The organism is Variovorax sp. OV084 (assembly GCF_900111625.1).
In the GTDB taxonomy this organism is placed as follows: domain Bacteria; phylum Pseudomonadota; class Gammaproteobacteria; order Burkholderiales; family Burkholderiaceae_C; genus Variovorax.
The window spans coordinates 70,223-83,146 of the sequence record NZ_FOII01000018.1 but is presented as its reverse complement, the minus strand read 5'-3'; the positions used below and the strand labels follow the sequence as shown (position 1 = coordinate 83,146).

Annotated in this window: 10 protein-coding genes; 7 read left to right on the top strand and 3 right to left on the bottom strand. The window is 65.7% G+C overall.

Annotation, left to right across the window (positions count from 1 at the left end; all coding sequences use genetic code 11):
• Nucleotides 1-47 precede the first annotated feature (47 nt).
• From BMW87_RS28835 to BMW87_RS28815, 5 genes are read left to right on the top strand one after another with little or no spacing between them, the layout of a single operon-like run.
• Nucleotides 48-1,049, top strand: a complete 1,002-nt coding sequence (locus BMW87_RS28835) for an ABC transporter substrate-binding protein (RefSeq protein ID WP_093080836.1) — start codon at nt 48-50, stop codon at nt 1,047-1,049.
• Between the two features lie 38 nt (nt 1,050-1,087).
• Nucleotides 1,088-2,206, top strand: coding sequence for an LLM class flavin-dependent oxidoreductase (locus tag BMW87_RS28830; protein WP_093080833.1), 1,119 nt, complete (start codon nt 1,088-1,090; stop codon nt 2,204-2,206).
• Nucleotides 2,207-2,209: 3 nt separating this feature from the next.
• Entirely contained in the window at nt 2,210-3,034 is an 825-nt protein-coding gene (locus BMW87_RS28825; RefSeq protein WP_093080831.1) for a class II aldolase/adducin family protein, read from the top strand.
• 10 nt (nt 3,035-3,044) lie between these two features.
• On the top strand, nt 3,045-4,046 hold the full coding sequence (locus BMW87_RS28820) for an ABC transporter substrate-binding protein (RefSeq protein WP_093080828.1): 1,002 nt from the start codon (nt 3,045-3,047) through the stop codon (nt 4,044-4,046).
• Between the two features lie 20 nt (nt 4,047-4,066).
• Nucleotides 4,067-5,023: an ABC transporter substrate-binding protein gene (locus BMW87_RS28815; RefSeq protein ID WP_177142479.1), complete on the top strand. Its 957-nt coding sequence runs from the start codon at nt 4,067-4,069 to the stop codon at nt 5,021-5,023.
• Here the strand turns inward: BMW87_RS28815 and BMW87_RS28810 are convergent.
• Together BMW87_RS28810 and BMW87_RS28805 are read right to left on the bottom strand one after the other, a co-directional pair.
• Complete coding sequence (locus BMW87_RS28810) at nt 5,020-5,730, bottom strand: glycine-rich domain-containing protein (RefSeq protein WP_256216958.1); 711 nt, start codon at nt 5,728-5,730, stop codon at nt 5,020-5,022. The two genes, BMW87_RS28815 and BMW87_RS28810, sit on opposite strands and share 4 nt — an antisense overlap.
• A gap of 72 nt (nt 5,731-5,802) precedes the next feature.
• The gene (locus BMW87_RS28805) at nt 5,803-9,123 is read right to left on the bottom strand and encodes a bifunctional diguanylate cyclase/phosphodiesterase (protein ID WP_093080823.1); all 3,321 of its coding nucleotides are present in this window, start codon (nt 9,121-9,123) and stop codon (nt 5,803-5,805) included.
• A gap of 380 nt (nt 9,124-9,503) precedes the next feature.
• Between BMW87_RS28805 and BMW87_RS28800 the strand changes: the two genes are divergently transcribed.
• Nucleotides 9,504-10,208 (top strand): fumarylacetoacetate hydrolase family protein, encoded by a 705-nt coding sequence (locus BMW87_RS28800; protein ID WP_093080821.1) that lies wholly within the window; start codon nt 9,504-9,506, stop codon nt 10,206-10,208.
• Nucleotides 10,209-10,318: 110 nt separating this feature from the next.
• Nucleotides 10,319-11,236 carry a helix-turn-helix transcriptional regulator gene (locus BMW87_RS28795; RefSeq protein WP_093080818.1) on the top strand — a complete coding sequence of 306 codons (918 nt, stop codon included), beginning with the start codon at nt 10,319-10,321 and terminating at the stop codon, nt 11,234-11,236.
• 27 nt (nt 11,237-11,263) lie between these two features.
• Here the strand turns inward: BMW87_RS28795 and BMW87_RS28790 are convergent, their stop codons facing one another.
• Entirely contained in the window at nt 11,264-12,802 is a 1,539-nt protein-coding gene (locus BMW87_RS28790; protein WP_093080816.1) for a peroxidase family protein, read from the bottom strand.
• Nucleotides 12,803-12,924 lie beyond the last annotated feature (122 nt).

Below are 12,924 nucleotides of genomic sequence, written 5' to 3'. Positions count from 1 at the left end.
GTTTTTCTGCGTTCGCTTCCGTGGGGCGTCTGGTTACGGTTCGGTGCATGAAACCAGACTTTCCTTTGGACAGGCGTCGTCTGCTGCAAGCCGCCGCGGCGTTGGCCGCGACCGGCACAGCAGGCTGGACGCAGGCGGCCACGCCCTCGCGCGACCTGTCCGGCGTCACGCTGCGAGTGGGCACCTACAAGGGGCTCTGGCGCCCGCTGCTCGCGGCTTCGGGCCAAGCCAACACACCCTACAAGATCGACTGGCGCGAGCTCAACAACGGCGTGCTGCACATCGAGGCCATCAACGGCGATGCACTCGACCTGGGTTCGGGCAGCGAGATTCCGCCGGTGTTCGCGGCGCGGCAGAAGTCCAGCGTGAAGCTGGTAGCCGTCACGCATGAAGACCTGAACAACCAGGCCACGCTGGCGCGCAAGGACGCACCGATCCGTACCATCGCCGACTTCAAGGGCAGGCGCGTGGGCTACGTGCGCGCCACCACCTCGCACTACTACCTGGCCAAGCAGCTGGCCGAAGCGGGCCTGTCGTTCAGCGACATCCAGGCCGTGAGCCTCACCCCGTCGGACGGCCTCTCGGCCTTCGCGCGCGGCGACCTCGATGCCTGGGCCATCTACGGCTACAACGGCCAGCTGGCGCGCACGCAGTACGGCGCCCGCGTCATCAAGACCGGCGTGGGGTATCTCTCGGGCAACTTTCCGATCTACGCCAACCCGCGCGCGCTCGACGATGCGTTGCGGCGCGCCGCACTGAGCGACCTGCTGCAGCGCCTGCAACGTTCGTTCGCGTGGATCAACGGCAACTTTTTGGCCTATGCCCGCGCGCAGTCGGCCGAAACGCGCGTGCCCGTCGGCGACATCGTCGAGCTCTTCAACGGCCGCAGCGGCGACTACAGCCTCGGCCCCGTCAGCGATGCCGTGGTGCGCAGCCACCAGGACGTGGCCGACACCTTCCTGAAGATCGGCGTGCTCGACGGTCCGGCCGACGTCAAGCCGCTGTGGGACCGCAGCTTCGAGAACGCACTGCGCCTGCCCGTCGCCTGACATCCACCTCCCATTCATATTCAAACAAGGACAACACCATGAGCCAGCAACACCAAGACGGCGTCGAATTCATCGGCATGATCCAAGGCCAGAAGGTCTCGGAGATCCACGCGGCCAAGGGGCCCTCGCTCGATCGCGACTACGTGCGCGCCTTCGCGCAGGCCCACGAAACGGCCGGCTTCGACCGCGTGCTGGTGCCGCACCACTCGACCAGCCCCGACGCCACGCTCACGGTGGCCTACGCCGCCTCGGTGACGGAGCGCATCCACTTCATGCTCGCGCACCGCCCCGGCTTCGTGGCGCCCACGCTGGCGGCGCGGCAGTTCGCCTCGCTCGACCAGTTCAGCGGAGGCCGGCTGGGTGTGCACTACATCTCGGGCGGCTCCGACGAAGAGCAGCGCCGCGACGGCGACTGGCTCGACCACGACCAGCGCTACGCCCGCACCGACGAATATCTCGAAGTGCTGCACAAGGTGTGGACGGCCGAGAAGCCCTTCGACCACGAAGGCGCGCACTACCGCTTCCAGAACGCGTTCTCCGAAGTGAAGCCGCTGCAGACGCGCAACGGCAAGCCGCACGTGCCGGTGTACTTCGGCGGCGCTTCCGAGGCTGCGATTCCGGTCGCCGGCAAGTACGCCGACGTGTACGCGCTGTGGGGCGAATCGCTCGACCAGGCGCGCGAGCTGACCACGCGCGTGCGCGCTGAAGCGGCCAGGCACGGGCGCAGCGTGCGCTTCTCGGTGTCGTTCCGTCCGATCCTGGCGGAGACCGAAGAAGCCGCATGGGCGCGCGCCGAGAACATCCTGGCGGAGACCAAGCGCCTGCGCGTGGTGCAGGGCTACAACCGCGGCGGTCCGCAGCAGAGCGAAGGCGCCAAGCGCCTGCTGGCCGCGGCCGAGAAAGGCTCGCGGCTCGACAAGCGGCTGTGGACCGCGGTCGCGCAGGAGATCGGCGGTCGCTCGAACAGCACCGCGCTGGTCGGCACGCCCGAGCAGGTGGCCGATGCGCTGCTCGACTACTACGACCTGGGCGTGACGACCTTCCTGATCCGTGGCTTCGACCCGCTGGAAGACGCGCTGGACTACGGGCGCGAGCTGATTCCGCGTACGCGCGAACTGGTGGCGCAGCGCGCGCAGGCACAACGCAAGGCGGCCTGAGTCATGAGCGCTGTTCTCTCCATCGACCGCAACGCCCCCCAGCCGCTGAAGCTCAACCCGAACCCGCAGCAGAAGTACTGGTTCGACCCCATCCCGCCGCGCACCACCGTGCAGGCCGAGCGCCGCCACCGGCAGGAGCGCCTGGCCGGCGCCTTCCGCCTGTTCGCGCGCTTCGGCTTTGCGCAGGGCCTGGCCGGCCACATCACGGCGCGTGACCCTGAGCTGAGCGACCACTTCTGGGTCAATCCGCTGGGCATCCATTTCTCGCGCATCAAGGTCTCCGACCTGCTGCTCGTCAATTCGAAGGGCGAGACAGTCATTGGCGACAGGCCGCTCAACAAGGCCGCCTTTGCCATTCACGCTGCCATCCACGAGCACAACCCGAAGATCGTTGCCGCCGCCCACACGCATTCGACCTACGGCAAGGCCTGGTCCACGCTGGGCCGCAAGCTCGACACCATCACGCAAGACAGCTGCGTGTTCCACGAAGACGTGGCGCTGTTCGACGACTTCACCGGCATGGTGGTCGACACCAGCGAGGGCGACCGCATCGCCCACGCGCTGGGCGACAAGAAGGGCGCCATCCTCAAGAACCACGGCATCCTGACCGCAGGCCCCACGGTGGAAGCCGCCGCGTGGTGGTACATCGCGCTCGACAACGCCTGCCACACGCAGCTGCTGGCCGAAGCCGCCGGCAAGCCGCAGCCCATCGACGAGGCCACTGCGCGCCACACGCACAGCCAGATCGGCGGACCCGAGGGTGCCATCCATTCCTTCGACAGCCTCTATGAAGGCCTGGTCGAAGCCGAGCCCGAACTGCTGCTGTAGCGCGACGACGATGATCCCAACTCTTTCCCGCCGCAGCGTGCTGCGCGCCGGCGGTGCAGCCGCCGTGGTCGCCTCGGGTGGCCTGATCGCTTCGCGGGCCTTCTCGCAGCAGGCGCGCAAGCTCACCTTCGCCTGGAACGCCGCAGCCTTCTGCCTCTCGCCCGTGGTGGTGGCGCAGGAGCGCGGCTACTTCGAGCGCAACGGCCTGCAGGTCGACCTCATCAACTACACCGGCTCCACCGACCAACTGCTGGAGTCGCTGGCCACCGCCAAGGCCGATGCGGCCGTGGGCATGATCCACCGCTGGCTCAAGCCGCTCGAATCGGGCTTCGACGTGAAGATCGTCGGCAGCTCGCACGGCGGCTGCGTGCGGCTGGTGGGCGCGAAGAGCGCGGGCGTTACCAACCTGGCGAGCCTCAAGGGCAAGACCATCGGCGTGTCCGACATCGCGAGCCCGGGCAAGAACTTCTTCTCGATCCTGCTCACGAAAAATGGCATCGATGCCGACAAGGACGTCACCTGGCGCCAGTACCCGGCCGACCTGCTCGACATCGCGGTGAAGAAGGGCGAGATCCAGGCCATTGCCGACGGCGACCCCAACGTCTACCTGATCGAGAAGCGCAACCAGGGCGCCTACGTAGAGGTGGCGAGCAACCTCTCGGGCGAATACAAGGACAAGGTCTGCTGCATCGTCGGTGCACGTGGCGAGCTCGTGCGCAAGGACAAGGCCACCGTTGCCTCGCTGGTGCGCGCCATCGCGCAGGCCTCCGACTACGTGGCAGAGAACCCGAACGAGTCGGCCAAGCTCTTCGCCAAGTATTCGCCCAACGTCCCGGTGGAAGACCTGCGCGCCTTGCTCGGCACGCTCACGCACAACCACCATCCGCTGGGCCGCAACCTGCGCGACGAAGTCGAGTTCTATGCGCGCGATTTCCGAGGCGTGGGCGTGCTCAAGAAGAGCACGGACCCGGTGCGCTTCGCCGAGCATGTTTCTTTCGATCCGCTGGCATGAAGCCCGGCATCAGCAAATCCATGACCCACAGTTCACGCCGCCAGTTTCTCGTTCAAGGCACCACCGCAGCCGCCGCCATCGCATTGCCCGGCTGGGCCTCCGCACAGGGCCGCCCGGTGCTCAAGGCTGGCGACCAGAAGGGGGGCCTGCGCGCGCTGCTCGAAGCAGCGGGCGGGCTCGAAGGCCTGGGCTACGACATCCAGTGGTCGGAGTTCCCGGCCGCTGCGCCGTTGGCCGAGGCGCTCAATGCCGCTGCGGTCGATTCTGGCCCCATCGGCGATGCGCCGCTGATCTTCGCGCTGGCCGCGGGCACGCGCGTGAAAGCCATCGGCGCGAACCGCTCCGACTCCTACGGCACGGCAGTGCTCGTGCGGCCCGATTCACCGCTGAAGACCGCTGCCGACCTCAAGGGGAAAAGCGTCGCGACCAATCGTGGCTCCATCGGCCACTACATCACGCTCAAGGCCATCACTGCGGCCGGCCTCAAGCCCGAAGACGTGAACCTGCGCTTCCTCGCGCCGGCGGATGCCAAGCTCGCGCTCACGCAGGGCTCGGTCGATGCCTGGGCCACGTGGGAGCCCTACACCGCACTGGCCGAGGTCAGCCACCATGCACGCGTGCTGGTCAGTGGGCGAGGGCTGCTGCCGGGCCTGAGCTACCTCGCGGCGACCGACAGCGCCATCGCGGCCAAGCGGCCGGTGCTGCAAGACTTCCTGCAGCGCGTGGTGAAGGCCCAGATCTGGTCATACCGCAACGTCGACGCCTACTCGGCCGCGCTGGCTCGCATCATCGGCATTCCGCCCGAAGCGGCGAAGCTGCAGTTCGAACGCCGCCAGCAGAAGTGGGTGCCCATCGACGCGCAGGTCATCGCCGATCAGCAGGGCACCGCAGACTTCTACCGGCAGGTCGGACTCATCAAGCAGCCGCTTGATGTGAAGGGCACTTTCGACACGGGCTTCGGGGTAGCGGCTGGCTAGTGATGCCCGGCTGCAGATGCGCCGGCTTTCACCGAATGCTCTGCCGCGGAGGCCGTAACGGCCGCGGTGCCCGTTTCGAGCGAGCACCATGCTGCCGAAGGTTTGCCCGCCTCCAGCGAACACCATGCTGCTGCGGGTTTGCCTGCCTCGAGCGAACACCACGCTGCTGAAGCCTTGCCCGTCTCGAGCGAACACCATGCTGCCGAAGGGTTGCCGGCCTCCGCCGAACACCACGCTGCTGCAGGCTTGCCCGCCTCAAGCGAGCACCATGCGGCCACATCCTTGGCCGCTGCATGTCGGGGCGCGGGCGCAGGCTCGCCGAATTCCTCGACGGTCAGGCGCTGCATCTCCAGGAAGGCTGCTTGCAGCGCCTGGGCATCTTCCTCGCCGCGCAGGCCGAGGTATGGAAAGTGGTGCAGGAAATAGCCGAAAGTGGTTTCGCAATCAGCTGCGTACTTTCTCGTGTCGAGGATGTGCATGTGCCAGAAGCGATCGACGTCCTGCTCTGGAGCGAGCGTCAGGTCGGGGTGCTTGGCGTGCAGTATCAGGTAGCGCTTGTAGGCCACCTCCATCTGATCCGCGTAGGCTGCCGACCAGCCGTAGCCGTCCTCCTTGCGGCAGGCCTTGAACTTGATCGGTGTGAGGTCGAGCGCATTGATCGCGGTGATCGTCTGCTCCAGTGTCTTGCCTTGAGTGGAATGAACCATGAATGCTCCTGTTGAGTTGCTGGAAGGTCCGAGCGAACGTGCCCGGTGAAGATTGCTCCGAAGGTTCGGCCGTCAGACCACTACCGATGGGGCAAATTGGTTGCGCAGGTGATGCGCCATGAAATCGCGCGCCTCGTCGGCGGGTACGGGCTTGCACAGCCAATAGCCCTGGGCCTCGTCGCATCCGTGGCTGCGCAGGTAGTCGAGCTGGGCTGTGGTCTCGATGCCCTCGGCCACCACCTTCATCCGCAGCCCGTGGGCCAGGGTGATGATTCCGTCGATGAGCGCTCGTGCGTCGGGGTCTTGCGAAAGGTCGTTGATGAAGGAGCGGTCGATCTTGACCGTCGACAGCGGGAAGTGCTTCAAGTAAGAGAGCGAGGAATAGCCCGTTCCGAAATCGTCGATGGCGAGCCTGACGCCCATGTCCCGAATCGTCCGGAGCAATTTCGCCGCATGCTCGGGATTCGCCATCACCGCGCCTTCGGTGATTTCCAGCTCCAGCAGCGACGGCTCCAGGCCCGAGGTTTCCAGGACGGCCCGTATGTCGGCGATGAGCGTGCGGCTTTCGAATTGGCGCGGCGACAGATTGACGCTCACCAGCACCGCGGGCAAACCGTATTTCTGCCACGAACGCGAATCGGCGCAGGCCCTCTCCAGTGCCCACTTGCCCATGGACACAATCAAGCCGATCTCTTCGGCGATCGGAATGAACTGCATCGGCGGAATCATGCCCAGAACCGGATGGTGCCAGCGCATCAGCGCCTCGACGCCGACGATGCGCTGGGTCTGCAGATCCATCTTCGGCTGGTAATACATTTCCAGCTCGCCACGTTCCAGGGCATGGCGCAGCGCGCTTTCCAGCATCAGCTGCTCGGTACTCTGCGCATTCATCTTCGCTGCGTAGAACCGGTAGGTGTTGCGGCCCTTTTCCTTGGCGCGGTACATCGCCGTGTCGGCATTTTTCAGGAGCGCTTCGGCATCGGCGCCGTTCTCCGGATAGATGCTCACGCCGACGCTTGCGCTGACGTGCAGTTCGCGCCCCTCGATCACGAAAGGCTCGGCGCAGCAGGCCAGCACCTTTTCGGCGAGCACCTCGGCATCTTTCGGGCCGGACAGGTTCTCCAGCACCAGCACGAACTCATCGCCGCCAAAACGCGCCACGACATCGGTATCGCGCAGCAGCGCCGTGAAGCGCTCGCCGCAGATCTTGATCATCTCGTCGCCCACACCGTGGCCCAGCGTGTCGTTGATGTGCTTGAAGCGATCCAGGTCGACGAACATCACCGCGAACTGCCTCTGATGGCGGTTGCTGCGCCTGATGGCACGGGCAAGCTCATGCTGCAGCGCGGCGCGATTGAGCAACCCGGTCAATTCGTCGTGGCTGGCAATGAAGCGAAGGCTCCGCTCGGCCCGCTTGCGTTGCTTGTACTGGGCGATCTGCAAGGCGATCACACGCAGCGACTCCAGAGTCTCTGTGTCGGCAACGTACGGATCGGAGCCAAAGAGTTCCAGTGCAGTGGTCGCATCGGAGGCGACCATCGGCACGATGAGGCCGACGGTCAGCCCGGCCTGGCGGGCCATCGTATCGCGCGTGAAATGGCTCGGAGCCGCCAGCGTGTCGATTCGCACGACACCGCCGATCCCCCAGGCGCGGCCCAGCGAACCTTCGCTGGGCCGGTAGGTGAGCGACCGGCTGGCGCTGACGAATCGCTGCACAGCCGGGTCGTTGTCGGCATGCCAGGCCGCGGCACAGCGAGCCAGGCCGTCGTCGCCAACGCTCCACAACGCGCCGCAGTCCCAGCGCAGGTCGGTGCATACCGCCTCCAGCGCCAGCGCGATCACCGTCTCGGTCCTGCCGTCACCGGCAAGCAGCCGGGCGATCTTGTATTCGAGCTTCTGGCGCAACGCATCCTTGCGCGGCTGCGTGGCGTCGCGCACGGTGCCGCGCACCAATCTCTTGCCTTCATCTTCGGCCGATTGCGCGATGACGTGGAGCCAGCGTTCGGTGCCATCGGGCAGGCACAGACGATGCTCGAATTCGCTGCGTTCCGTGGACCGGGATGCCATTGCGATGCGCTGTTCGACCGCGAAACGCTCTGCGGGCGGAATGCGCAAGAGCAGCGTGGGCAGGTCCGGCGGCAAGGGGCCCGCCTCGAAGCCCAGGATGCGCCGGGCTTCTTCGGAGCATTGCAGGGCTCCGGTTTCAGGATCGAGGATCCAGCTGCCCAGGCTTGCCAGGTGCTGGGCCTCCTCCAGCTGCCGCTCGCTCCTGCGCAGGTGGCTGGTCATCCTGTTCGCCAGGACCTGGGCCCGGCTGCGTGCGGTGGTCAACGAAAAGACGATGCCGGCAAGCAGCATGCTGGTAGCCAGGCCGCCAAGGACGATGAGCCACGGGATGGTCTTGTCGAGCGGGCCGAAGACCTGGTTTTCGTCCTGGCCGACTTCCACCAGCCAGGAGTGCCCGCCCAACTCGAAGCCGAGCACGCGCTCGAGGCTGTGCGCCGGTGCGGCAGCGGGTTTCGCCAGGGACGCGCTGTCGAACAGCAATTGCCGCTCGCCGAATGGGGTTGGCGTTACAAACCTGGTCTCCACGCGCGTCCCGATCGCCCCCTTACCCGGCCCGGCATCGATCAGGCGCAACCGGAACGTCCTCGCGGCATCGGTACCGACCACGTCGCTCAGCATCCCTGCGATGCTGAAGCCCGCGCCAACCGAACCGATGTAGGCACTGCGCCGCTGCTCGAGCGTGTCGAGCGGTTGCCTCGGGCGATAGACCGGCAGCCGCATCGCCAATCCAATGTCGGACTCGCGACCCGGGAGGCGGACCTTGCGGCCGGACATGACGAGCCCGCCGGTGTCGCGCCCCTGCTCGAGCGCGTTTCCTCTGTCGGGCATCGCGCCCAGGTCATTGCCGAGCAGCTTCTCGTTGCCGCCCTGTGGTTCGACGTAGATCAGCGGGTAGTACGTGTCCCGCCCACCGGGCGGCTTGATGGCGAAGCCGGAGGCAACGCCGGCGTCGAGGCCGGCATCACCGCGGACTCGTTCCTCGAAGGCCTGCTTGTCGTTGGCCGCGACGCGGGGCGCATAGTTGACAGCCTGGAAACCGGGGTAGGCGCTCGCCAGGTTCAGCCCCGCGACGTAGTCCCTGAAGTCGCTCCGCGTCACGGAATCGGAGGTGTTGAATCGCGCACGCAGGCCGATCAGGACGGCGATGTAGTCGTCGAAGCGGGCCTCGACCTTGCGCGCCAGATCGAAGGCGGCTGCGTCGAAGCGCGTCTGGGCACTACGCCCGATCTCCTGGTGGGCGGAGACACCGAGGGCGATCGACAGCGCCGTGCCGGCCACGAAAATTACCAGCGGCAAGCGAATCCTGACCCAGACGGACACTGACATCGGATTTGATCCTGTCGTTGGTACAGGCCGGTTAGCTCTGTGTGCAGTGGTGCGGCACGGCAGAGAACGCAGCAGGTTGCTTCGTTGCCGCAATATATATGGCTGGCGAGAGGGCGTCACGCAATTCGTTACAACAATAACAGCACATGCATGGGCGGCTCATTCCGAGTTTGAATGCTTAAGTTTCAACTCTGGCAAGGCGGAACCTGGCATTCGGATCAACCTGCCGATTCGGAGCGCGGCGGTTGATCGCCCGGCGTAGCGACGGCGCTCCTGTGCACGCGCCCCGAAAAGAGACGTCAAAACGAAAACGTAGCCAAGTCCAAGACTCGCGTAGATGCGTCCCCCGGAAGCGAGGCGCCGCTGGCTAGAGTTGTTACATGATTTCTGCCACCGACACCCTCTACGCCATCGCACCCGCGCCCGTTCACTCGCTGCCCATCCAGGGCGAACGCGCACGCTTCCCGGTCAACCGCATCTTCTGCGTGGGCCGCAACTATTCAGAACACGCCCGCGAGATGGGCCACAACCCCGATCGCGAGCCGCCGTTCTTCTTCATGAAGCCGGCCAGCGCCATCGTGGCCGACGGCGGCGAGTTCGCGTACCCGACGCTCTCGAACGATGTGCACCACGAGATCGAACTGGTGGTGGCGCTCAAGACTGGCGGATCGAACATCGCCGCCACCGATGCGCTCAGCCACGTGTACGGCTATGCCGTCGGCCTCGACATGACCCGCCGCGACCTGCAGGGCGAGGCCAAGAAGATGGGCCGCCCCTGGGACACCGGCAAGGCCTTCGACGGCTCGGCGCCCTGCGGCGAGCTGGTGCCCGTGGCCAAGGCCGGCCATCCGGCGGTCGGCGAGATCCGCCTCGAAGTGAATGGCGCGCAACGCCAGGTCGGCGACCTCGCCGACATGATCTGGAATGTGCCCGACACCATCGCCTACCTGTCGACTCTGTTCACGCTGCAGCCTGGCGACCTGATCTTCACGGGCACACCGGCCGGCGTGGCGGCCGTGCAGCGCGGCGACCGCATGCGCGGCACGGTGGCGGGCGTGGGTGCGCTGGAAGTCGTGGTCGTCTGAGCCTGAGGACGGTCCGCGCATCGGGCATCGGACCTGCCGGGCCTGGCCGCCTCGCACGCCGCAAGTTGGCGTACCCTCGCGGGCAGACGCCTGCCGCCACGCCTGTTCCGATGCGCCCCTCTCCCTCCACGTCCGTCCGCACCTATGGCATGCACGAGCGTGCCGACCACCTCGACTTCGACATCCGCTTTCAGGGGGCTCGCAACGAGCTCACGCTGCCGCACCGGCATGCGTACTTCCAGATCCAGATCGGCATCGAGGGCAGCTCGCAGCAGGCCATCGGCGGCGAGGTGCGCCCCTTCGGGCCGCGCCACCTGAGCTTCGTGCTGCCGTACCGGGTGCACGTGATTCCGCATCCGCCCGAGGCGCTGTACTGCATCGTCAACTTCGACCAGCGCTTTTTGTGGCCCGAACTCGAGGTCGACGCGCTCGACCTCGACGACGTGTCGCTCGCGCGCTACCCCGACCTCGCGCCCTTCCTGTTCCAGGAGTACGTCGACTTCGCCTTCGACGAGACCGACTTCGCCCGCATCCGCGGCTGGCTCGACGAGCTGCACGCACTGAACGCGGGCCGCAACTTCGGCGCCAAGATCGCGATGCGTGGCATCGTGCAGCAGATCATCGGGCTGGCCTGCATGCGGCAGGAGCAGGCGCTGATGCGCCTTTCGCTGCAGCACAACGGCAAGACATCGCAGCGTGATGCGCTGCAGCGCGTGGTGCGCTACGTGCGCGACAACCTCGACAAGCCGCTGTCGCTGACCGATGCAGCGGCCGCTGCGTTCCTCTCGCCCAACTACCTCGCCAACCTGCTGCGCAAGGAAACCGACCGCACCTTCACAGACCTCGTGACCGAGCGGCGCATCGAGCGGGCGAAGGAACTGCTGTCATCCACCTCGCTGCTGGTGCGGGAGATTGCGCACCAGTGCGGTTTTACCGACGAGGCGTATTTCAACCGGCGCTTTCGGCAGTGGGTGGGTAGCACGCCGCGCAACTTCCGGCGCGACCACGTGGTGAATACGCGAGGTTGATTTCCCTCGGATCAAGTCCTCGACTGATCAGGCCTGGGTCACGCCGTCGATGGGACTTACGTCGCCTACGAGCTGCAGGAGGTCCACCATCGTAAAAGTCCCAGGCGTGCGCGAGGGAAGAGTCGGCGTCCAGTCCGGGCCTTTCTTCCAAAGGTAGGACTCATGATCGCCGTGGACCAAACCGATGAAGACTTCCGCCACGATACGCGCCCCCACAGGCCCCAATCGCTCGCCACTCTCTCTGATCGACGCTTCCTTGAGGATGTAGTACCACAAGGGCGTCTGCTCATGCAGTCCCTGCGCCTTGGCCACTGCGCCGTCCGTGCCGGACGAGATCTCGGCGCTTGTCAAAGGGTTGGGCACTGCCATCGCCTGCGCCACCGACTGGCCTGAGGGCAGTCCGAGCATCACGCCCCGCTTCAGATTCAGGAATGGCAGGCTGGCACCGCCAGGCAGTGTATGCAGCGCCTTGACGACGAAAGGATCGATGCGCCGCGCATGATTGAGCGTGACCCCTGGGGGGTTGTTGCCGAAATCGTAGAAGCGCCGCCAGTCGATGATCCAGTTGCTGGCGAGCTTGCTTATCGGAGTCGGAGCGGTGAGCGGATTGGGCGCCAGGTCACCCACGATGCCACCTGAGAGGCCGGAGAACGCGAAGAGAAGTCCCAGCGAGGCGGGTGCGAGCCCGCCCGGGGTGAAGACTCTGTTATGGCTGTAGACCTCCCGAACCATGCTGTGTCCGAGCCGGTAGGCCGCACCGGAGAACTCCACGGGCATGTAGGGCGTCTTCTTGAACCGGTAGAACTGGCGGCCCTCGTTGAGAACGCGAGCCACGATGCCGTCTTCGGTGAGCCGTTCCACGAAGTCGTGCAGCACGAGCCATTGATAGTGCCAAGTCACCTCGCGCCGGGCTTGAAAGAAGAGCTCGGCGGGCGTGGGAGCCGTTGGCGAAGCCATCAGCAGGTCCACCACCTTGTTGTGGAACTTCATGAAGGCCAGATGAGTTTGTGCGACCAGCAGGTTCTCGTCATTGCGATGGTCGCCGATCAAGGCCTGGCCCTCGGGGCTTCTCGGAAGGTCGTTGGGGAACACGCCAGGTATGTCGGCCGCATTCTGTTGAAAGCCCAGGGTGGTCTTGCCGATCAGCAGCTTCGCGCTCGGCGCATTGTTGGGGCCGCGGGCGTAGAGGTGCGGGCTGCCGTCCGGACCTCGCCCATAGATCGAGTCCAGGTCCAGCGCCGGCGTCCTGAAGTTCTCGACCCCGGTCGGGTCCTCCAGCTTGTCGCCGATGGAGGTCAGATCCAGCGTGATGTCGTGGTCGACGAACTGGCCCAGATAGGTGAACCCCGCCGGCACTCGTGCGTTGTCTGCACTGCTGTTGTCGTCCAGCATTGCAGCGGCGAGCGCCTTCAACTTGTCGTCGGAAACAGAAAGAGGCGCCAGGTGAGGGAACATCCGGCCGAACATGCCCGGATCGCCATGTCCCGAGAGCGCATCCAGCGATCCTTTGGTGGGGTGGCGGCCGGCTCGGCCGTGCTTGGGATCGACACCGATTTCTTCGGACATGAGGGTTTCCTTGCTTCGTATGTGGGGCTTCGAGCAACATGTTCAAAGCGGACTTGCATCCTACGAAGCGGCCGAAGAATTCATATACGCTGCACGCGGTAGGCCGGTTGCGCTAGCGAAGC

Excerpts from the sequence above, each read along its gene's own strand:
- BMW87_RS28820 (WP_093080828.1), top strand. The coding sequence starts at position 3,045 with ATGATCCCAACTCTTTCCCGCCGCAGCGTGCTGCGCGCCGGCGGTGCA.
- BMW87_RS28810 (WP_256216958.1), bottom strand. The coding sequence starts at position 5,730 with ATGGTTCATTCCACTCAAGGCAAGACACTGGAGCAGACGATCACCGCG.
- BMW87_RS28805 (WP_093080823.1), bottom strand. The coding sequence starts at position 9,123 with ATGTCAGTGTCCGTCTGGGTCAGGATTCGCTTGCCGCTGGTAATTTTC.
- BMW87_RS28800 (WP_093080821.1), top strand. The coding sequence starts at position 9,504 with ATGATTTCTGCCACCGACACCCTCTACGCCATCGCACCCGCGCCCGTT.
- BMW87_RS28795 (WP_093080818.1), top strand. The coding sequence starts at position 10,319 with ATGCGCCCCTCTCCCTCCACGTCCGTCCGCACCTATGGCATGCACGAG.
- BMW87_RS28815 (WP_177142479.1), top strand. The coding sequence starts at position 4,067 with ATGACCCACAGTTCACGCCGCCAGTTTCTCGTTCAAGGCACCACCGCA.
- BMW87_RS28825 (WP_093080831.1), top strand. The coding sequence starts at position 2,210 with ATGAGCGCTGTTCTCTCCATCGACCGCAACGCCCCCCAGCCGCTGAAG.
- BMW87_RS28830 (WP_093080833.1), top strand. The coding sequence starts at position 1,088 with ATGAGCCAGCAACACCAAGACGGCGTCGAATTCATCGGCATGATCCAA.
- BMW87_RS28790 (WP_093080816.1), bottom strand. The coding sequence starts at position 12,802 with ATGTCCGAAGAAATCGGTGTCGATCCCAAGCACGGCCGAGCCGGCCGC.
- BMW87_RS28835 (WP_093080836.1), top strand. The coding sequence starts at position 48 with ATGAAACCAGACTTTCCTTTGGACAGGCGTCGTCTGCTGCAAGCCGCC.